Here is a 21,880-nt window from a genome sequence, read left to right on the forward strand (position 1 = left end):
CCGTTATTCTGACTGACTTATCGCTATCTGAAGTGTTTACCCCTGACAGCGGAGGCGCATTCTACGGAAGAATTTTTCAAAAGCAATAAGTTTTTTAATAAATTTTTAAGCGTTTATTTGTTGCATCACTTATTCGATAATACAAGCCCTGATAAACAGTAGTATTTAGGTCTCGTAACGGATGAATCCTCTTTTAAAAATAAGAATAGTAATAATGATAGCTTCGCTTGTTTTTTACTCAACAGGCAGCTTATCGAACGATAAAGTCATTAATGCAGTTGTGAATATAGAATTTAATAAAGTGACTCCCTGGGATGATGGCTACAATTCTTCAGGAGTCGGGACAGGTTTTGTAATCGATAGTAAGCAAGGCTTAATACTAACAAACAAGCATATTTTGAATGTAGGTCCAGTCGTGGCTTATGGTGAATTCTCAAACAAACAGAAATTGGCACTTACGCCTGTATATCGCGACCCAGTGCATGATTACGGTGTATTTAGGTACAACCCAAGGGAGCTACAGGACCTAGAGATAATTCCAATAGAATTAAGTACAAAAGCTCAAGTCGGAGACCAAGTGCGCTTATATGGAAATGATGGGGGAGAAGCCTTATCAATCATCGAAGGAGTACTATCCAGACTAGATCGAACCGCACCCGACTATAATAGTACTACGACTGATTACAATACATTTTACATGCAGGCTGCTTTAGGAACCAGTGGGGGCTCCTCAGGTTCGCCAATATTAAATGAATCAAATCAAGCAATAGCGATAAACGCTGGCGGAAGGAGTGATACGGCAGCAGCATTTTTTTTACCCATGGATATAATATTACCGACGATAAAAAAAGTGTTAGAAGGAAAAGTAGTTCGCCGAGGCACATTTCAGTCTGTTCTTGAACATATACCTTTCAACCAACTTTCTGAGTTTGGTTGGAATGTAAGCGCAATAACTGCGCTCCGAGAACAAACGCCTGAAGCACTTGGAAGATTGAAAGTTAGGCATATTGTCAAGAACAGCCCCGCATATTCTCGATTGCAAGTAGGTGACTTGCTGCTCTCTGCAAATGGCCAACACATCAGTAATTTTGTTCAACTAGAAAAGACTTTGAATGAAAATGTGGGTAAAGAAATTGAATTATTAGTCTCTAGAGATCACAAAGAAGTTTCACTTACTCTGGAAGTATCAGATCTTTTTAAGTTGGTTCCTGACCAATATATAGAATTAGGTAAAGCCGTATTTATTCCTATTGGCTTGAGTACTGCAAGGCAATTTAATGTGCCGGTGGAAGGAGTTTTGTTGACCGCACCGGGTCGGTTTTTTGGTGGGCATAATATCAGTAGTTTTGCACGTTTAGAGGAAATCAATGGACAAGCCGTCTCGTCTTTAGATTCTCTTAAAAAGATCTTTCAAAAAATTCCAATTAACTCAACTTTTGGTATTAGATATCGCTATGTCTACAACCAAAAAGATCAAGAATACAAACGAGTGCGAAATTTAGCGCCATTTTTTATCAATAGGCATTGCAGAAATACCTTGGAGAAGAAAGTTTGGCAGTGCGAAAACATTAAATTTTCCGACGAAATAGCACAGTCTAAAAAACTCACTCACGGAAAACCCGTTGGTTCGCCACTTGTTGAGATAGAGGTATTTAGACCAATAGAGGTTAACATAAATCGAGAAGTGATCAGAAAAGGCAAAGGTGTCATCTTAGATATTAATCAAGGACTAATTCTGACAAACAAAGACATAATCGATTCTAGCCTTAGTCAAGTAAACGTATTTTTTGACAATGGAAACTCTTCTTCTGCCTCTGTTGAAGCTATACATCCTTACCTGAATATGGTGCTGATAAAAGCGAATTTAAGTAAGTTTAAAATTTCAAAAGATCTGATCCCCCAAGTCACCACTGAAAGGTTGGAAGAATATTCTAACAACGAAGTAAAACTCATAGGCAGAACCGCGCATCAAGATTTTACGACAAATGTCAGTATTGATTGGGAAGCAGTTTATTACGGCAAAACTACTTTTGATACTAGAGATGTAAGTTACATTCCAGATGAGTTTTCTATTTATATTAATAAAGACGGTGAACTTTTGGCGATTGCGCCAGGCTATGATGAAAACAACGGTATTTTAGGCATTATACCTTCAGAACTAATCGGCGCGTTTATCAATGACTATAAAATTAACAATCATCAAGTTTTTGAGATCAAGGACAAATTTGACTACATTAGCTACGCAAATGCTGTTGAACTCGGACTACCAACAAACGCTAGCACTTCAGTTGAGAGGAAAATATACGTAACCAAAGCTGAGGAACTAGAACAAAGTGGATTTGCTTCGGGAGACATAATTCTAAAGGCTCCTGATGATGCAAATTCTTTGAATAATTTGTATCTATCGTTTGATGAACCCACAGAAAACTTTACTATTTTGCGTGACGGAAAAATTCAAGATCTGAGTATTAACTTGAGAGAATCGCCTTATCTAATGCTAAATGAAGTCATTATATGGGGAGGTGCCGTTATACATGAAATACCTACCGTGATAAGCACGCCAGCAGGAATCAGAGACAAATGTATCCGAGTTGGCTTTAGATATTTTGGAGCACCACTATATACCGCAATGAATGTAGATCCCATATGCATACTGTCAATTGATGGACATATAATTTTAAACTTAACTGATGTGGTCAATGCCTTAGAGGGGAAACATTCAGGAGAGTTTACTTCGGTTGAAGCGATACGGTTGGATAAAAACTTTCAATTGTCAGAATACCAAGTGAGAGAAGAAAACTATTACTGGCCCACACTGTATTACAAGCGATTAAATAAAGTATGGGCATTTGAACCAATTTCTCAATTGGTACACTAAAAACGGTGAGCTTATAGTGACTCGTTTGGATTACTTCAGCTCGGAGTCTTCATCTGATGCAGTATTTTCATCAAAATCTGCATCAGCTTCCGTATCACCGACCAAATCCTCCAATGTGACCTTATCGACTGTTCTAAATGTATTGATGGGCCCTGCGACTGCATAAAGTAAAAATACAGTTAACAAAACGAGCGAAGGTGCCGTTGCAACGATGATAAACACCAACATAATCGCCAATATCGCCACAAATGGCACTTTACCGTGCCAATCGACTTCTTTAAACGAATTGTATTTAAAATTACTCACCATCAAGACACCTGTCATGCCAGTGATTAAGGCTACGAGATACTCATAGTCATGTCCATTCAAATCATAATCTTGGCAAGCCCACACCATGCCTGCTACAACCGCCGCAGCTGCAGGACTGGCCAAACCTTGAAAAAAGCGCTTATCAGCCGTTGCAACTTGCGTGTTAAACCTTGCGAGTCTCAGCGCAGCGCAAGAGACATACACAAACGCAGCTAACCACCCTACTTTACCTAGCTCGGTCATACCAAAATTGTACGCCACCAAAGCAGGTGCAATGCCAAATGAAACCATATCTGCCATTGAGTCGTACTCAGCACCAAAAGCAGATTGAGTATTAGTGATTCTAGCTACTCTACCGTCTAGGCCATCAAAGATCATAGCCACAAAAATTGCTACAGCCGCATGTTCGAACTTACCGTTCATGGACATAACGACCGCATAAAAGCCACTAAATAAACCGGCGGTAGTCAATAAGTTAGGAAGTAAATATATCCCACGTCTTTTAGTCATCTTATCTCTCTTAATACAATCCATCTAAATAATACATATTCGCAGACGAGTTTGAAAGGCGTGATACAACAGAATTAGTGTGTATAATTGACGATACTTTAAAATTAAACATAATAGCTAAAGTAAGGGCTAAATAGCTTAGTTTAAGCGACAGTGTTACAAAAATAGCGAGATGCTTTCAAAGACTTCCACAATGTTAAGTGAGCAATAGTGTGGTTTTTGTTGTGTCCATATTTTTTACACGAAGCAAAATTTAACAAACATTTAAATTTAAAATCATGCACTTATACATTGGAATACTTTTTGCTTTTTAGGCTATAGATGATTTTAAGGATTTCTTCTTTTGGGAAAGCAATGAAAAAAACAATATTAAGCTCAATTGTGACTTGTTGCAGCATTTTTGTCGCATCAAATAGTCATGCCGCGTTACGTGTTTTGGATTTTGACTTAGACGCCAATGGAAATGCTATACAAAACGGACAAATAATTGATGACGAATACAGCAGCTGGGGCGTGCAAATCAGCGGTTGTAATATCAATGGTGCAGTCAGCTCAGGCACAGATCAAATCAATGGTATTTGTGCAGATGATGGTGGTGACAAAGCACAACGCCAAACGACTTTTGACACCTCACTAGAAAATACAGCGGATCCAGATCTAGAGTTTTTCAACAATGGAACACAGTATGAGTCAAGAGAAGGTACTGACAGCGTAAAGAAATTTTATGACCCGCTTAGCGAGCGCAAAGAATTTTACGAAGATTTATACAGCGATGAGCGCAGAGAAACATATAAAAAACCGGGCAATGTGCTAATTATACATGAGAACAACACCTGTAATGGCAATGAATGTAGTAATCCGGACGATGAAGGCACCAGACCAGCAGGGTTCTTTGTCTTCGAATTCACAAACAACCCTGTAGATATACTAAGTTTAGACTTCTTTGACGTAGAAGTAACAGAGTCTCAATTCGGACAGCCAGCGACTAAATTGTATTTTTTCTTGACAAACAACACGGTTAGAGAAGCTGATGTACCCGGAATTGGGCATGGCCACTATCAAAGAGAAAACTACAGTAATATGTTCGGCGTGACTAAGTTAGTGGTGAATATGCCCGGCTCTGGTGCTATAAATAACCTAGTATTTAGAGACTCGACACCGCAATCAGCAGAAGTAAATGCGCCCGCAGCACTGGCGTTTCTTCTCATCGGATTTGGCTTTATTTATCTCCGACGTCGATAACAAACATGTTACTAACAAAGCGTCCCTCTCGTGGGACGTTTTTTTTTGCCGATAAAAATTTATAATTTAATCGACTGCGGTTACCATAGAAATTCCGTCATCCTTATTAGAGGTTAACTTGAAAGCACTATTTACAATTTTTGCACTACTATTCTCTGTAAATGTATTTTCACAAGTATCAGATACTTATGAAAAAGCACTTCAGAGTTATAACAAAAATGATGTGGAAAGTGCTTACATTTACCTAAAAAATGCGCTTCAACAATCTCCGAACCATTTGCCATCCAAAATACTCATGGGAAAGACATTATTTTCTAAAGGCTTTGCTCGAGATGCATTAATTGAATTTGAAGAGTCTATCGCAGCAGGAGCGGATGAAAATATAGTCGTTGTAGATTTGGCTAAGATACACTTGTATTTAGGCGATGAATCTGCAATTTTTAATTTAAAAGACGCAAGCCTTAACCAAAAAAACAAATTTGAATTGGCTTTAATAAAGGCAACCACCGCTTTCAACACCAACAACGACAAACTCGCTGAACAGTTTTACCTAGACGCGCTGGCAATCAATGCGCTTTCTCCAAGAGCGCTTCAATCCATTGCTTATTTTTATCTTTTTACTAAACAAAGCAGTAAAGCAGAAACCTACATCCAGCAACTGATTGCTATTAACGAAAATGACCAGCGTACACTGCATTTACAAGGGCAATTGGAAAAGAGCAAAAATAATAACGCAGAAGCGCTAATATATTTCAAAAAAGCCTTTGATATAGCCCCACAAGATCCGTTAATACAAAGAACGTTGGCTAGTGCATATTTGGCTGTCAATCAACTGGAAAATGCAAAATCAATAGTCGAAAGCATTATCGAGCAAACGCCTGATGATCCCTTTGCTTTGCTCTTATACGGTAAACTTATTGATTCGAGTGATACAATGCTAGATGAGGATGTGTTTTCGCAAATCAATCAAAAACTGTCATTACTGCCCGACGAAATCAAATCGGAAAGAGCAGAACTTAGCTTTGTAATGGCTTTAGCTACCTATATGTCGGGAAACTACCAACAGGCCGTCACAGAGCTTGAAAGCTATCTAATCAAAAACCGTAAAGACGTAAATGCGATCGGTATTTTGGCAGACGCTTACATAAAGATGAACCAATCTTTTAAAGCGCTGAATCTCTTAGATAAAAATCAAAGTATCATAAAAAACAACTTAACCCTGAATATCTTGTTATGTGACCTCTACATAGAATCCCCAAGAAACTTTAAGTGTGAGCTCCTGCTTGACGAGATAAGTAAAATACATAAGCCAAACAATCCAAATATTGTATTTGCAAGAATTAAGGCTTTACTGAAACGCGGAAAAAACAAAGAAGCCTTACAGCTCTTTGAAGGACTATTTGCAAACCAACTCGATCCAATATCTGTCTACACGGCAATCGATATTTACCGTGAAAACGACATGCTAAACAAAGCTCTGGATAAAGTGAATACGCTCATTGAAAGACTCCCAAATGAATCACAAGCACATATTATTAAGGCAGAGATTCTCATTGCTAAAACTCAATATCAAGAAGCGATAACAATACTCAACAATTTACTTGCGCATGATAGTGCTTCATATTCAGCTAGAAAAAACAAAGCGATAGCGCTCATTAACACAGGGCAATACAGCCAAGCCGAAAATATCCTCTCTCGCTTGATCGAAACAGATAACAAAGATGCATCACTCCATACTTTAATGGGGCAAGCCCTACTTGCACAGGATCTCCACGAGCGCGCTTTACGAGCATTGAATCTGTCTAAATCTCTTACTGAAGATGACACATATGCTTCTGAATTACTGGTACAAGTGTACAAGCGAATGGGAGAAAAAGAAAAAGCCATCTCAGAACTCGATGCACTCCTCAGAAACAGGTTCTTGTTTACGCCATATATTGAAGAAAAAGCCAAACTACTTATCGAGTCAAACGACTACCCCAAAGCCGCGAACGAATTGCGCGTTCTGTTTGGATTGTGGACAAAAGACCTGAATAAATTACTGCGACTTGCGAAGCTTCAAGTGGCTGCAAACGATGTAAATGGCGCATTAAAATCCTTAAGCACAGCTGAACAACTGGCCATTAACAAGGCACCTGTTTTAGTTGAAATGATTCAAGTATATTTACTTCAAGAAGATGTCGCGTCGGCCGAATCCTCACTAAAAGAACTACAAGCAACAGGCATTGAGTCGCCAGTTTTACTTCTATTAGAAGGTGAAATTGCGGCTATCGAAGGCAAAATAGAGAAAGCACACAAAGCATACAAAGCTGCTTACTCTATGAATAACACTTATGTAATAGCAGCAATAAAGCTTTATCAGCTAGCTCAAAAAGGATTCAAGGGTAAAGAGTTTGAAGCAATTGTGAGTAAAGCAATTGAGAGTGAAACCACGCCAATACTTATTTCAAACCTCCTAGCAGACTATTATTTACAGCAAAATAGAATTGAAGAGGCATTGTCTTTATATAAAACACTTGACCAAGAAAGCTATAAAAATCAGAGTATTGTCCTCAATAACATCGCCACGCTATATCTCGAAAAGCTCGACAATATAATGCAAGCTAAATACTATGCCGACAAAGCATTAAAAAAAGCCCCCAACTCTGCGGAAATAATTGATACCAAAGGCTGGATACTTGTTAAAGAAGGAAGACTAGAAGAAGGGTTAACATATCTAAGACAAGCGTACACCCTACTTTCTGATGATGCACAAATTCAGTATCACTTGGCCTATACTCTGCACAAACTATCTCGGATTGACGAAGCAAAAAACATGATACTTGAAGCGTTAAACAACCCCAATGTAACGCTTGTCGCCAACAAAATAAAAGAATTGAACGAAGATCTTCAAGCAGTTAAGGGTGAAAATTAGAGCGTACCTTCAATAACAGCTACCGTTGCGATTACAACAATGATTGCAAGGGCGCAATAAGTCTTCAACACCTGCGCATTGTGTTTATTTTCCTCTAGAACAAAAGACAAATGTTCAACCTGTCGTTTGGCATTCGTTGGCAAAGATATCATCAGTGTTTTGATAAAGCACAGGTAAAGGACTACCGCGGAAAAAATCCCAACTAATGATTCAGATACACGTGTATATAACTGATTAATATCGTCGAGTGTGCTTAACATTGAAGTCAAATTAACCAAGAGATAAATCGTACCTGCAGAGATTATCAATCTCCCCAGATAGTTTAAAAACATGTAGATAGCAATAACTTGCTGTTCCTCCTTTACGCCTTTGAACGCCCCCACTATCAACGGAAAACACGCGCTCCCATATGATGAAAAAGCACCTATACCCGCTATAGATAAGATGAACAATGCTGCCGGAATAGACATCACGCTATTGCTAAGAATTGATGTAGCGAGCATGACCACCAACAAAATTACGAACAATCCTAAAAGCCGAAAAGCGGATGCCTGTTCGCCATTTTGCTCAGTTTGATATCTTATTTCGCCGTGAATCAAAGCTCGGTTTATTAGCCTGTGTTTTTGTACCTGTAAAACCAATTCAGACAACACTACAGCATAAAAAAGAGAAATTTGAATAACGGCTAAAGCGGGTCCAATCATTTTAGGGATTGTAAGATTGACAACAATCAGTAGCAGCCCAACACCCAATGCAATATAAAACCCAATAAAGAAAACTGCGACATCGCATTAAAAAGAGCAATTTTATTTGACAGAATCGAAATAAGTGGTCATTTTTTAACCAAATACTAAAAGTCCATCTCCACTTCATTTTTATGACGTAGCCCTACAGAGCTATAAAAGTGTTCAGACATTAAGGAAAATTGATGAACCTGAATCTACCTTGCAAGCTATATTTAACATTTACATTTATATTGCTCACTGCCTGCGGAGGCGGAAACAGTAGCGCACCAACTAGTGACGATAGTAATGTAAGCTCTCCCCCTCCTTCAAGCCCTTCCCCCGTGTTGGTAAGTGGCAGATTATTCCCAATTGTTCAAGGGTTAACATACCAAGTTGGATCAGAACAGAGAGTCACGGATAGCGAAGGAAAATTCAATTATGAAGAAGGAGAAAGAATAACCTTTTCTTTAGGCGGAATCGAGTTTGGGGTAACAGAAGGTCAGGAATTTATTACTATTCTCGATATTGCAGACAGTAACACAGAAGATATTCGAGTACAGAATATCTACAGGTTACTTTTGATTCTTGACTCCAATGAAGATATTTCCGATGGTATCCAGATTTCGGATGAAGTTCGGGTAGTATCCCCAAACTTTGCTCAACCCGATTTTTCACAACTATTGCAAATTACGGTCACTCTGGACCACGCACATTGACGAATAGAACCAACAACACGTTTTGATTGGACCAACACTCTGAATCAAATGGACCAGAACTTACCAAATTAGTGGCACAGCCACCTTTAGCCTATTCAACCGCTATTGTTTACTTACCCCCTACCGAAATACGCTGCCTAGAGAATTGGACATTCTGCCCATAGCGGACATAAAAAATGCTTCACTATTGTGGCATTAATATTTAACTAAATGAAAACAATCAACTTTTCAAGTTCTCTGACCCCTTGGTACTCAAAAGGGTGGGTGTCCTGTTTAACGTTCCTCATATGGTTGTTGGTTTCAAGCCCGTTGAGATCTAATTGAATTAAAAAATACATTATTGGTATCAGACAGGTTTATTGCTTCACTAAGCAATTTTCTATACATATCCTCTGACATCCAACTTGGCTTGTTGTCTTGAATGACAAGTTCAGGATACTCTTCAAGAATTTGCTTTGAATTTTCCGCAATAATAACTCTCCAAATACCGCCTGAGCCGTAATCGTAACCAACTAAAAATTTGCGCATTAGCCTCCTCCCGATGATATAGGCACCCATTCAGCATTCTCGATACTTATTGGAGTTTCAAAAATGACTTCCGTTCCGCCTCCTGGCTCTCCATTCCAAGGTTCAACTTTTCCCACATGCGAAGGTTTTGGAGGGATGTTAGTCAAAGGGACTTTGTAGTATCCATCAGGGGTTTTGTCTAAAGCAAGACTAGCTCTAGCTTGCTCTCCAGTCGCATATGTATCTGGTGTCATCCATACCTTACCAGAATTAGGACCAGGTAAGATAGCCCCGGATTCATCTATTAAAGCTCTATTTTCATTAGTTGTATAATGATTCAAATGAGCATGTCTTCGCATTGTATCTTCTAATGTTAGTAGAGTTCCTAAAGTGCCTAGAATCTTCCCAAAAAATCGAGAAGCCCCCTTCGAGAAGCTTTTCCAACCATCTTGAATTGCTGTTGCTGAACTATTTACAGTGTATTGAATTGCTGCTGTAACCGCCCCATTTGCAAATTTACCTCCAGTAACCCGAGAGACAGTTCCTCCAACAATGGCTTGAATTGTAGCTCTGCCAGCTATTTCAGAAATACTCGCTCCTTTGCTAGCACCATTAAACATTCCAACGCCCTTCATTACGCCGGCTGTTACGAAACCGTGCCCAAAATTACCTCCCTGCAAATCCGAAATTATGCCGCCACCTAGCGCGTGTGCACCTAACGTTGTCTCTGCGCTCCAACCTGCAGAACCAATACCACCAAACACTGCCCCACTAAATGCGCCACGCAAGGCTCCCTTCAATGAACCTGTGCCAACGGCACCGGCCACAAACCCCGTGATTGCCCCCGCCGCCGCGCCTCCTGCCCAAGTCAGTGTGGCGGCGCTCGTCGCAGTTGCCGCCGTACCCCATGTAGCGCCCCATGTTGCGACCCAACCAGACGCAGCACCATAAGTTATGACGCCAACAACGGCAGCAACAAGCGGCCTCCAATATTTCTTAACAAATTTACCTAAAGCTTTAAAGAAATACCCACTAGGGTCCGTATAACTCAACGGATTATTCAGCACGTAACTGTAGCGGTTGAAACTTTGGCTGTTTGTAGGTGCCTGAATAAACGGATCAGCCTGTAAGAACCTACCCAAGCTTTGATCGTAGATCCGACCGTTCATATGGATACGAAGGCTCTACGATCCTATAATAAACCCTTAAGATTAAGTCTCTATCGTTACTTCATTTTCAATTAATGTAACAATTTCAGAGTACAGATCAATATCAATCTCTGGCGCTTCGAGTGAAATAAGTAAACTGTACCGCACGTCATTTTGCCAACGATCCAACCCTGTTTTATATTTCCACCAACCACCTACAGGGCAAATTGCAATTGTATGCATATCAGCTAAATCTTGGGGCGATCCCGTCCATATATCGGAATGTATACTACCCCGCTTTCTGAAATCGCTACCAAACTTCCAACCAGACCCGTCTCCCTCTGGTCCATCATAGTTATCGTCGGCCATTAATGCGTTCACTTTTCCTTTGAAATTGCTAATTGTTTGTCCTGGCCTTATCACTTCAAACCTTAATGCGTGCGACTGATAACTGTAACGTTGCTTAAAGCCTCTTCGACTCGGATTGGGTTCAATAAAATATGAGAGCGTCACCTTTAGTTTTACATTAATATTATTGGGTAAATCCCGCAGCACTGATGCAGGCCATGGCAATTGGTAGAGTTGCATATTTCCAAGTTTTGGATCGCTAGAGCCTTCTTCAAAAGGTGTGATAAAGTTTTCAGCTACCATGGTAAGTTCATTGGTTAAACTATACTTTGCACGCTCAAAATTTGGAACGCCATAGCCTACACTGCGAAGCATTGTTTCCTTCGCAACAGTTTGGGTGTGAGCTGTTTTGAGGGCATTAAACCTTTGCGACATTTTATCAGTCCAATTGGCTGAATGAACAAGTAGTCCCCTAACAGTTTCAGGCCACAATTCAGAGTATTCAGACATTAGTTGAGCTGCATAATTAGATACAATTGCAGTAGCCGCACTCGAATCTCTAGTGGTTTCAAAAAGTTGACCTGTTGTTCTACCTGAGGTTGTAAGCAACGATACAGTATCAGCTTCAGTCAGAGATTGTTTATCTGGTGATAACAATCTGTTGCCAGCTTCTGCAACTAATTCAGGTTTATAAGGTGCTTGACGCCTCCAGCCCCAATTAACAGAAGTAAGCGCGGATGGACTTACATCTCCTGCTTCAGCAAAAGGAGACCAATCGTCAAAGTCATATTCATCAACTGTCGTTAACTCTGTGTAAGCTCCTACCGTAATTGCATTCCATGCTTGCGCTGGGTCTTCAATTTGAGATAAGTGAGCTTGCTCCCAATAATCCACGTAAGGCGAGATTGCTCTATTATTACCTGTTGAAATTATAAATAATCGATTAAAATCTTCGCTAAAGTTAAATGCAGAATCGTCTAATTGAGAAGACCAAGACGAAGGTTGTCCTCCTAAGTATTCTGGATCGGATGTAACAGCCAACGAGTAAACTCTGCTAATGTTTGGATTATTGATCTCTAATTTGTTAAGCGTACCTAATGTAATTTCACCATAGAGTTTTGGGTCGTTGGTTCCAGTGGGCGGTAAAATCCTTCCAGACTCTATAATATGCGTTATCTCAATATTATCATTAGACAACGCTGCTTTTTGTAAATCACCGTAAGCTACTATACCTGCCTGTAATGAGCCATGGGGCGAGTATGGCGGGCTACCTAAAATATAATTATCGTAGTGCGGCCAAGTGGGAAGCCAACATTCCGAATAACTTGCATTGCTAAAAGGTGAAAGCAAGGGATTGTTATAGTTTACACCAGTATCAAGTATTACTACCGATGTGCTTACATCATTTGGATTGCTAATTCGTTGAAGCACGTTATTTGCCCATTCGAGCTGCTCTTGTGGCTCGCTAGATACGATTGGGACGGGAACTTCCTTTGCCCGGCGAAGTTCTTTTAAATTTGAGATCAGGTAAACAGCATTCTCTAGCTGAGATATTGAAACTTTAATCAAGTGAACAGTGCAATCAAAAAACGTTTGAGAAGAGTTTCCAAGCTCACCACCGAGCCTTTCAGCAAGCAGTGAGACAAATTCTTGTGAAGTATTACTATCTTTGCCTAGCCAAAGTTCTATCCAGACTTGCTGGTTTCTGTCTTCTGGAAAGTAATCCGGATTATCAGTCCAAAATGATTTGATATCGGCTAAGCGAACAGACCGAATACTGTCAATCAGCTTATGATTTCTCGGTTCACCCTTTTCATTCAATCGCGAGTTATCAAGATATTCCTCAATTTTTTTGTGAAACACATTTCTTTTAGATTCCGGCACGAACACGATGGCGTGTTCAATACTATCTTTGTTAGAAAGGCTTTTTAATCTAAAACTTTTATTGTCGATACTATCAAAAGGCAGTGGCAGGTTAGGGAAGCTAGTTAACTCAATGTAAATCCCAAGCTCTTCAGATAATGGGGAATCGATTGTTTGTCTTATTTGTTGATAGCTAGCTAGTGCATTAGAGAACTCACGTCTTAGGCTAGACCCGTGTTGGCCTCTATTTCTTAAAGGTACAGTAGCGCCTCTAGCAGTCTGCTTTGACTCATAATTCTCATTGGTGTAAAACCCTTGAAGTTTTAAATGGTGCTTCCTTTCACTCACAGACTACCTCATTAGTAATTAAATAAAGATTTTCCTGATTTTCTTCTTTCAAATGCAGCTAATAAAATTTCTTCATCAACTAGCGCATCGTTATGGAGCACGAATTCCTTGGCAGCATCTTCACAAGCTTGGGTCACTTCAGCAGCGCTTAAACCCGCAGCAGTATCTAAAATTGGACTCATGCTTACTTGGTCTAAATCGAATAACGCTAGGGTTCTTTCAATTAACTCAGCAATTTGGGGTTGGTCTGGTTTAGAAAAACTAATAAATTGATCAAAGCGACGGTTAAGCGCTCTGTCTAGCAACTCTGGATGATTAGTTGCAGCGACTATTAAACTATCTGAATTATCCTGCTCAACAAACATTAAAAAAGAATTTAAGATTCTTCTAATTTCTCCGACGTCATTTGCAGCGCCTCTTTGTGCACCTATTGCGTCAAACTCATCAAATAGATAAACCGCTCGTGTTTGAGCAATATGATCGAATATTGACCTTAGCTTGGACGCGGTTTCTCCCATAAAGCGCGTGATAAGTGAATCAAGAACAATCGTATACATCGGCAGCTTTAGTTCAGTTGCTAGCATCGAGGCAGACATAGTTTTACCTGTGCCAGGAGGGCCAACGAACATTAGCTTTCTACTTGGCGCTAAACCAAACCGACTCAACTTGTCTTTTTGCCTTTGTTCGAAAATGATTTTCTCAAACCTTGTTACTATTTCGGGCGAAAGAACAAGTTCGTTTAATCTGACTGAATGAGACGTATGCTCCAACAACCCCTGTAACTCACCTGAATTCACTTTTTTGAGTTGAACGGGTGCAGAAGAAACTGGTTTCATATTCGATGTTTGTGATTTTTCGATGATATTTTTTATGTCATCAGCGAGTTTAGTGTGGCCTTTTCTCGCTTCCTTTGCAGCCAATTGTATTGCAAGTGAATAAAAGCGAGTATCGTCACGGTCTGCATGACTTTTTAAAAGTGCTTTTATTTGTTCAGCCGTGGCCATAATGTGTCTTCCGTAATATTAATAGTCGTTAGCTTACTTTTGCTAAACCAAAATGTATTTGTTCTTGAGTTGGTGTAAGCTCTAAAAAACCACTCACCAATTTCTTAACTGGCGCAATATCAATAAGTATTCCCTCGGCATCAATATCCAATGTATCAGTAATAAAACATCTTTGACTATTTATATCCAAAAATATTCGTTCATGATCATTTATTGTTCGCGGTGAGCGAACCGTGTCATAAATACATTGTGATAATTTGGCAAATACACTGATAGATAGACCAAACTTCTTCTCAATATGTTGAACCGTCGCAAAGAACAATAGATCGCCCGTATCAAACCGACGAGCAGAGCGTGCATGAGTAGTTTGCTTACTGTATGGCGCTAGCGCATCAGTCCACGCTCGCAATTGATGTCGCTTAATATTCAGCGCTTCACAGATATCTTTTGTTTTCAAAACGGTCAAAAGTACTATTCACATATTTGTCAGAAACTGCGCTTAATTTAGCACAGTTTTGCTCAGGTATCTATGTGAGGTTGCTCGTTGGCAGCAGGATGCGACTTCTCATAAGTCCTTTCCAACTCTGGGTTAGTAATATGCGTATACACCATCGTAGTGGATATGTCAGCATGCCCCAAATAGACCTGTATTTGGCGAATATCCGCGCCGCCCTCTAGCATATGCGTTGCCGCGCTGTGCCTAAAAACGTTACAGGCAGCGTTGACATCATACCCCGCCATTAACAAGTATTTTTTGACCAATTCAGACAGCTGAGTTTCACCAAATTTACCGCCTGAATTACTTAAAAATAATGTTTGCCCCGAATGAAAAGTCTTTAATGACGGTCGGCTAAATTGCAAATACTGTCTTATCCACTCTCTTGCTCGTTTAGCAATGGGCACAAGCCTGTCTTTCGCGCCTTTTCCGTTGTTGACTCTCAGTTTCTTGGTTTTGAAATTGATGTCGCTTATCTCTAAGTTGCCTAGCTCCATTCGCCTTATTCCCGCTGCATAGTAGGTTTCTAGCATGGCGCGGTCGCGCATGCCTTTTAATCCATACATGAGGGTTTGTGCAAATACTTCCTCTATCTCTTCAAATGTTAAAAATGCCGTTGGTAAACGTTTAGGTACTTTAGGCAACTCAAAGGCTGCCAAAGGACTTGTTGCAATCACCTCCAAATACACCATTCGTGTGAACATAGTTTTAACGGCGGTTAGTCTGTTCTTGCGGGTGCCAAGCGACAATTGATTATTCGTCCTTGAATTGATGTAAGTATTTAAGTATCGTTTATATGCTTCTAACACTTTTTTACTAACCGCTGCCGGCGACGCAATGTCCTCGCTTAAGCACCATTTAACAAAAAGAGTTAAATTGCATCGTTTAATGCGGACAGTCCGCAAGGACTGCCCGCTTGCACAACAATCATCTAGGTAAAAATTTATCCATGCAGCAAAAGATTCAGGCTTGGTATCGCTCATTGCGCACTCCTACACTGCTTAGTGCTCTTGTTAGCCGTGCTTCGAAAACCTTCCACTGTAAAGCGTCCCACTTGCCAATATTCATGACTTTATAGGGTAAACGTACCTCGCACAGCATAATGTTGTATCTAGCAGCCAATGTTTTAGCGTTGTGCACATTAAAGCTTGCTCCCATTGGGTCAGAGAAGTAGACGATTATCGACACACCTAGTTGATGTAACATATCGCAGCTTAATTCCGACATTTCATCTTCAAGCTCCGAATAGCCATTTTGATAGCCGTATTTATCCAAAGCAATCACATCTAACGGGTGATTACACCGAAGTGCCACCGCCCCTAAACCTTGTAATGTGAATATAGGATTTACCCCAAAACAACTGTGTTTTGTTGGCGAAGCACCGCGTCTTGGGCGGTCATAACGTAAACCAAATACGGCGACTGGCTGATTGTCTTCGATTATTGGTAAGGTAATACACCCTCTCATGCTTTCATGACCAGTTGCATTTAATATCGACAATCGCTTCAATGAGCCTCGCAGTTTCTTGCCGTCTATCGCTTTAGGTCTTGGCAACTGAAGACTTAATGAGCGGTCAGCAAACCCGACATCATGGGTTTTAACTTGCGATAGCGAAAGCCCCAATGTGTTCTTGACAAACGCCAATGGTTTTGGGCTATCAAGTAAACACTCGTGGTAGTGCTTAATTAATAGCGGTATTTCCTGCTCAATAACAAACTTATCCCTTTCTAATAAAGGGTGAGTAAACAAACGAGGCGTCGTGTCCAATCGTGACGTATGCAACATTATTTATTCCCCTTTGACTGTGGTTTGGTAATACGTTCCTTGCTTGCTTTCGCTAACGCCGCACCTTTTCTGCGACGATAAGAGTCAGTGTCCCAATCGATTAATATTGCGTATGACACAATTCTGTCTAACACCGAATCGGCAACCACCTTGTCTTGAAAGGCATCGTGCCAAACATCCGTTGGATATTGCGACGTAATGATTAAAGACGAATTTTGGTCTCGCATTTCAATCAATTCAAACAACAAATGGCGCTCTTCGCTTGATAAGTGCTGAATGCCCCAATCATCAATGAGTAACACGCGCACTTTTGATAATTGCCTGCGTAGCTTAGTAAGCTCATCGTTTCCCGCCCGCTCGGCCATTTTTAAACGGCGAATAAGCGCTGGAAAATGCATATACAAAGCCGTATAACCCTGCTCAATCACAGACTGAACCAATGCGCACGCCAAGTGGGTTTTACCTGCGCCTGTGGGACCGGTAATAATGATGTGCTGAAAATTGGCTATCCAATGGCATTTAGCTAACTGCGCCAACATCTTGAAATCGACCGCTCGATGACTGGCTTCTTTAAAGTCTTCCAACGTGGCACTGCTCCAGCGCAACTTAGCTGTTTTGCGTAATCGCCCGACCTTAAGCATATGGTCGTTGTCGATTTGCAGTTGCAGCATGGCGAGAAAACATTCGTAAAAATCGATTTTTTCATCTGCTTGGGACATATACTCTATGAGTGCACGATACATGGGCATCAAGCGTTTTTGCTCGCAAAGCGATTTGATATTACTCAGTACCACTTCGTTATTAATTACTGCCATAGTATTGTGCTCCTCTAATATTTTTATGCTGAGGAAGCACAAGCGGCGCTTGCGTTTCGTTGTTATCTGAATGGATCTCTGTTTGTAATACCAACTCAAGCTCTTGCACTTGGGTAATAACATGAGTGTCTGCGTATTTACATGCACTTACAAATGCTTCATCTCCATAGCGTTTATACAGCTTCTGGATATAAATACACGCCTTGCCAGCAGGGCGGGAGTTCTCAGAGTTAACGCGCTCATATTGTCGCTCGACCAATTTAGCTATGCTTATATCAATAGCTTTTGCCCACTGCATGAAATACGCTTTATTTTTGTGCGATTGTGCAAGGTGAGCAGGCGATTTATGCGCATCAAGCATACGTCGTTGATTAACACCACAGAGCAGTTCATGCGACGCAATCAACTGATGGTTATGAAATACAGATAAGTTATTTTCTGTTATTTCAATGGTGAGCAATTGATTTCGTTTCTCAAAGGGTATGCTGTATAAATTACTTTGATAAGTCACTGTGCAGTTGGCCGAAGATGTTTGCGTAAAGCGTTTATCAAAGGGTGCATAAGCATGGATTGGCAAGCCCTTAGAGGCAGGTTTTTCATGCTTTTCAAATAATGCATTGCGCGAGACTTTTATTTTTTGTAATGGCTCATCGTTTAGCCTTTCTACCTCTGCTAACAAATGCGCATTCACCTCGTCAATGGTCGAAAAATGTAATTTACGCATGGGCACCAACACTCTATTTGATATGTGCTGAACGCCTTTTTCAGCTTTCGCGTTCTGTCGTGGACTCCCTATTTGGGAAGTATCCACCATTAAGTCATAGTGCGCGGACATGCATTGTGCTTGCTCGGTTAGCGTTGCTAATAATCCAGATTTCTTAACCATTTCACCATTGTCAAACTGCACAACACACGGACAAGCATCGAAGTGGGTGAAGGCTTTTACAAACCCTCTTACCCAGTCATTAGTGGTATGCCTTTTACTCGCAACGGCGAACATGCGATTTGAATAGCCCCATATGGCCACAAACACATCTAACAGTTCTGGCTTTTGTGGGGACTCAGGATAATAAATAAGCTTAATACCCGCATAATCTGCGCAAAGTACTTCTCCAGGCTCATATTCGAACAAGTACTCCAGTTTTGATTGTTTTATTTCTTGCCGTACTAAGTAATAAAAGTGAGAGATACTTAAAGCTGTTGATGGGTCTTGCGCTCGGTAGTTTAAGTAAATCGTTTTTATTTTCAGCCCTAATTTTTTAGGTCGCTTTGCGGCTTCATTCATAATTAAAGCGATAGGCGGTCTGCGTTTAGGTAACTCTTTATCTACCATTTTGGGATAAAACAAATGCAGGAGCTCGTTATCCGTTAGGCTGAGCAATTTAGTCTCCGGTAGCTTTTTGTGTATTGCTAAAAATCGAGTGACTGTGCGGTTAACCGTTTGATGTGAGCAATCAATAAATTCGCCAATTTTGCGGCTCGATATTGATTCCAATAATGCACTTTTATTGATTTGGTCACTTGTGTGACCGGCTTGAATAGCTTTTTGTCTCAGGCGCTCTAATACGCGCACTAAATTTCTAAATGATTGTGGATTAATCATAATGTACCTTTGTGTTAAGAAACAAACAAAGGCGCAGGTGAACAAACGAATGTTTTGACAAATCAAAATAATCGTCTATTCTATAAACATCGGAGCAAAATTCGATGTTTACTCAAAGCCCTGCGGTCGCCAAACTTAGCAGGGTTTTGTGTTTCTGCGCCGCCTCAAATTTTCTTTTCGATAAAACCTCCTGAATCAACGTTATTTATTTTTTGTGTCGCCAGCCATTTTGCAACATCATGTGATAGGGCAAACTTGCCTCGACGGTTTTTGATTTTGAAAACATCAATAGTAATGTGCTTACGTGCTGCAGCCTGCCTAAACGCTTCTGCGCTCGAGAATCCCAGCGCTTTATATAAGCTCTGTCCAAACAATAAAGGACCAAACTCTTTGTAGAGTGTTTGTTCAATCCTAAGAGTTAGCTCATTTATTTCATCATCCATCTTAGTTACGTCTCGTTGCGCCAGTGACTATTTACAAAGCTAGTACCTACGGCAAAGATTTGCAATGAGTCACGCTTTGTCACGCATGACTCACGAATTTTTGCTATATTTATGATTAAGGGTTTGGAATTTAAAGAAAAATTTTCGCCAAACGCGACATAACTTATTATAAATCCGTTAAATCAACGCTGAGGATCAGCCGAATTTTCAGTAAATTTATTTTTAAAAATGATCAAATCAATCGTTTTTGTCACTTTCGAGTGGACCACATAGACTATGCATACGAACATTGCGCCCAAATCAATACGTCACTTGGCAACTATTGCGGCATACGGGCATGCCTGTAATAAAGTAGGCATCTGCTTTAATGGCAATCAAATGGAGAGTCGTTTTAGTAATGGGGCACAGGTCAGAACTGGGCTGTTTAATAAACATATTACAAAAGGGATTAGACCTTCCTTCGATACCGTGGCCAGTATCGAAGATGAGGCGAACGGCACCATGAATATATTTTATTCACCAATTTGGGATGCTCTTGAGTTAGTTGAAAATGACGATAACAAAATATGCGATGTGCTTGAACTGCAAGATGTAAATGTAATGGCAGTGCTATTTGAAAAACAACGGAATTACGACCGCACTTTGCAATTGAAGCCTTTATCTAAAAAGGTGATTTGGGATTTAAGACGTATTGCATCGCAAAGCGCACTTGCAGCCCTTATTCTAATAAGACAACAGAAAAGTAAGTCATCCCCATCAGTGTCTATGTCTAAACATGAACTCGATGAAACGCTGATATTATTCTTGATAAACGCTTTCGTTTGCGGTCTCCTGCCTTATAAGTACTGCGGTAATTACATTTTTTCCTTTCTTGAAGCTAAATTTTGTTGGCAAAAGCCAGTAACTAATTATAGAGGTTTACACAACAATAGCGCATACAAAGAAATTGAAGAAAGAACAAACATAAGTACATTAATGAGGCGGTTTCGGCGGTCTTGGACTGAGCATGAATTTATGCTGTTTTTTAATAGAATGGATGAGGGAGTTTCGCATTTCATTAAAGATGAGCTAATAGACTTGTCTGCCAACTTAGACGTCCACGATACATTTGAATTAAGAGGATCGAGTCTTAGATGCCTTTATTGGGTAATGAAAAGAATAAACAGGAGCAGTCCTGACATAGATAAATTTTGCCTTGTTGAGCAGGACAAACGTTACTTCTTGAAGAAGCTTGATCATTTCAGTCTATGAGAAATTTCAGCGTCAATGGTCCAAAGTGATCGGTATATTGGTCCTTACAAATAATGTAGCTGCGCCCATCAAATCGGTGTGACAGTCCAATTAATCGTAATTAGCAACTATCATTTGAAAGTGAAATTATGTCAATAATTGCAGATGTAAATCAGGCAGACAACCGAAATGTAACCTTTCCAAGTGATGAAGAGACTTTAGAAGTTATCTCAGGCACCTCTTCTTGTTTAATATCAGGCGCATTTTCTGGTACTTTCGAAGGAGACGATACAGGAACATACATACTGTTAATTCAACATAAATTGTATAGTCCAGAAACATTTCCAGAAGCAACTATTGGAACCGGTGTAACAACTGGTTATGGTTACAGTAACACTGATGAGTTTCCTTTTTTCTTTCCGTCTAGGGAAGGTGTTAGCCTATCATCCGATAGAGCAGTAATTACTGGCGATGTAACGACAGGTGGCGCATTTTCGGGTGTGTTTAATAAAAGCTATACATCACTATCTGGAACTTGGACAAATTCGATTACTGATGATTCTGGCACCTTTACAGGAGAACGGATGGCGGGTGACTTATCTGCTGTGCATCGCTTGTCTGGCCTTGTTGTGTCCGACCCTGACGCTAGTGACGGCCCTGTAGCCTTGGTTCTTCGAGCATCGTTAATTGGCCTCGATGTGATGAGTGACAATAGCGTTAAGGGCACTTTAATATCTTTGCGTGGAATCGAGACTGCATTGTCAGGAGCTTTATCAGATGGAATTATTATTGCATCTGGCGGCGAGTTCACTTTCAGCTTATTTTTTGATCCTGATGGTGCCGATCCTACAAGCGGTCTACCGCAAGACTCAATTGGCGGATTTGCAGGCGTATTTACAGACAATAGCGTGGGAGGTGCGGTAATCGGTACCAGTTGTCAACTAAATTAGCATACTAAAATGAATTAGTCCGATCAATAAACTGCGATCGGACTAA

18 protein-coding genes are annotated in these 21,880 nt (G+C 40.3%); 6 read left to right on the forward strand and 12 right to left on the reverse strand.

Annotated features, from left to right (window positions below; translation table 11 throughout):
- Positions 1 to 214 precede the first annotated feature (214 nt).
- Positions 215 to 2,878, forward strand: coding sequence for a trypsin-like peptidase domain-containing protein (locus tag ACFOHL_RS10505; RefSeq protein WP_376920187.1), 2,664 nt, complete (start codon positions 215 to 217; stop codon positions 2,876 to 2,878).
- 30 nt (positions 2,879 to 2,908) lie between these two features.
- Here the strand turns inward: ACFOHL_RS10505 and pssA are convergent, their stop codons facing one another.
- The gene (gene pssA / locus ACFOHL_RS10510; RefSeq protein ID WP_376920188.1) at positions 2,909 to 3,697 is read right to left on the reverse strand and encodes a CDP-diacylglycerol--serine O-phosphatidyltransferase; all 789 of its coding nucleotides are present in this window, start codon (positions 3,695 to 3,697) and stop codon (positions 2,909 to 2,911) included.
- 354 nt (positions 3,698 to 4,051) lie between these two features.
- Between pssA and ACFOHL_RS10515 the strand changes: the two genes are divergently transcribed.
- Together ACFOHL_RS10515 and prsT are read left to right on the forward strand one after the other, a co-directional pair.
- Entirely contained in the window at positions 4,052 to 4,939 is an 888-nt protein-coding gene (locus ACFOHL_RS10515; RefSeq protein ID WP_376920189.1) for a hypothetical protein, read from the forward strand.
- A 118-nt stretch (positions 4,940 to 5,057) separates the two neighbouring features.
- Entirely contained in the window at positions 5,058 to 7,853 is a 2,796-nt protein-coding gene (gene prsT, locus ACFOHL_RS10520) for an XrtA/PEP-CTERM system TPR-repeat protein PrsT (RefSeq protein WP_376920190.1), read from the forward strand.
- Here the strand turns inward: prsT and ACFOHL_RS10525 are convergent.
- A complete protein-coding gene (locus ACFOHL_RS10525) occupies positions 7,850 to 8,557 on the reverse strand; it encodes a hypothetical protein (protein WP_376920191.1) in 708 nt (235 codons plus the stop codon). The genes prsT and ACFOHL_RS10525 overlap by 4 nt on opposite strands.
- Positions 8,558 to 8,781: 224 nt before the next feature.
- On the opposite strand from ACFOHL_RS10525, the gene ACFOHL_RS10530 reads away from it, so the two are divergent.
- Positions 8,782 to 9,294, forward strand: a complete 513-nt coding sequence (locus ACFOHL_RS10530) for a hypothetical protein (protein WP_376920192.1) — start codon at positions 8,782 to 8,784, stop codon at positions 9,292 to 9,294.
- 300 nt (positions 9,295 to 9,594) lie between these two features.
- Here the strand turns inward: ACFOHL_RS10530 and ACFOHL_RS10535 are convergent, their stop codons facing one another.
- The 10 genes from ACFOHL_RS10535 to ACFOHL_RS10580 all read right to left on the reverse strand — a co-directional run bounded on the left by ACFOHL_RS10535 (position 9,595) and on the right by ACFOHL_RS10580 (position 19,654).
- Positions 9,595 to 9,822 carry a hypothetical protein gene (locus ACFOHL_RS10535; RefSeq protein WP_376920193.1) on the reverse strand — a complete coding sequence of 76 codons (228 nt, stop codon included), beginning with the start codon at positions 9,820 to 9,822 and terminating at the stop codon, positions 9,595 to 9,597.
- Positions 9,822 to 10,970 carry an RHS repeat-associated core domain-containing protein gene (locus ACFOHL_RS10540; RefSeq protein WP_376920194.1) on the reverse strand — a complete coding sequence of 383 codons (1,149 nt, stop codon included), beginning with the start codon at positions 10,968 to 10,970 and terminating at the stop codon, positions 9,822 to 9,824. Before ACFOHL_RS10540 ends, ACFOHL_RS10535 begins: the two co-directional genes overlap by 1 nt.
- Before the next feature lie 42 nt (positions 10,971 to 11,012).
- Positions 11,013 to 13,508 carry a S8 family serine peptidase gene (locus ACFOHL_RS10545; RefSeq protein WP_376920195.1) on the reverse strand — a complete coding sequence of 832 codons (2,496 nt, stop codon included), beginning with the start codon at positions 13,506 to 13,508 and terminating at the stop codon, positions 11,013 to 11,015.
- An 11-nt stretch (positions 13,509 to 13,519) separates the two neighbouring features.
- Positions 13,520 to 14,512 carry an AAA family ATPase gene (locus ACFOHL_RS10550; protein WP_376920196.1) on the reverse strand — a complete coding sequence of 331 codons (993 nt, stop codon included), beginning with the start codon at positions 14,510 to 14,512 and terminating at the stop codon, positions 13,520 to 13,522.
- A 28-nt stretch (positions 14,513 to 14,540) separates the two neighbouring features.
- The gene (locus ACFOHL_RS10555; protein WP_376920197.1) at positions 14,541 to 14,969 is read right to left on the reverse strand and encodes a hypothetical protein; all 429 of its coding nucleotides are present in this window, start codon (positions 14,967 to 14,969) and stop codon (positions 14,541 to 14,543) included.
- A 62-nt stretch (positions 14,970 to 15,031) separates the two neighbouring features.
- Positions 15,032 to 15,991 carry a tyrosine-type recombinase/integrase gene (locus ACFOHL_RS10560; RefSeq protein ID WP_376920198.1) on the reverse strand — a complete coding sequence of 320 codons (960 nt, stop codon included), beginning with the start codon at positions 15,989 to 15,991 and terminating at the stop codon, positions 15,032 to 15,034.
- Positions 15,972 to 16,793, reverse strand: a complete 822-nt coding sequence (locus ACFOHL_RS10565) for a hypothetical protein (RefSeq protein ID WP_376920199.1) — start codon at positions 16,791 to 16,793, stop codon at positions 15,972 to 15,974. The genes ACFOHL_RS10560 and ACFOHL_RS10565 overlap by 20 nt, the downstream gene beginning before the upstream one ends.
- On the reverse strand, positions 16,793 to 17,608 hold the full coding sequence (locus ACFOHL_RS10570) for an ATP-binding protein (RefSeq protein WP_376920200.1): 816 nt from the start codon (positions 17,606 to 17,608) through the stop codon (positions 16,793 to 16,795). Before ACFOHL_RS10570 ends, ACFOHL_RS10565 begins: the two co-directional genes overlap by 1 nt.
- On the reverse strand, positions 17,595 to 19,211 hold the full coding sequence (locus ACFOHL_RS10575) for a Mu transposase domain-containing protein (protein ID WP_376920201.1): 1,617 nt from the start codon (positions 19,209 to 19,211) through the stop codon (positions 17,595 to 17,597). Before ACFOHL_RS10575 ends, ACFOHL_RS10570 begins: the two co-directional genes overlap by 14 nt.
- Positions 19,212 to 19,375: 164 nt before the next feature.
- Positions 19,376 to 19,654, reverse strand: a complete 279-nt coding sequence (locus tag ACFOHL_RS10580) for a hypothetical protein (protein WP_376920202.1) — start codon at positions 19,652 to 19,654, stop codon at positions 19,376 to 19,378.
- Between the two features lie 312 nt (positions 19,655 to 19,966).
- Between ACFOHL_RS10580 and ACFOHL_RS10585 the strand changes: the two genes are divergently transcribed.
- Positions 19,967 to 20,905, forward strand: coding sequence for a hypothetical protein (locus ACFOHL_RS10585; RefSeq protein WP_376920203.1), 939 nt, complete (start codon positions 19,967 to 19,969; stop codon positions 20,903 to 20,905).
- Positions 20,906 to 21,033: 128 nt separating this feature from the next.
- Entirely contained in the window at positions 21,034 to 21,834 is an 801-nt protein-coding gene (locus tag ACFOHL_RS10590) for a hypothetical protein (RefSeq protein ID WP_376920204.1), read from the forward strand.
- The last annotated feature ends 46 nt before the right edge of the window (positions 21,835 to 21,880 follow it).

Source organism: Agaribacter flavus (assembly GCF_042646125.1).
GTDB lineage: Bacteria > Pseudomonadota > Gammaproteobacteria > Enterobacterales > Alteromonadaceae > Glaciecola > Glaciecola flavus.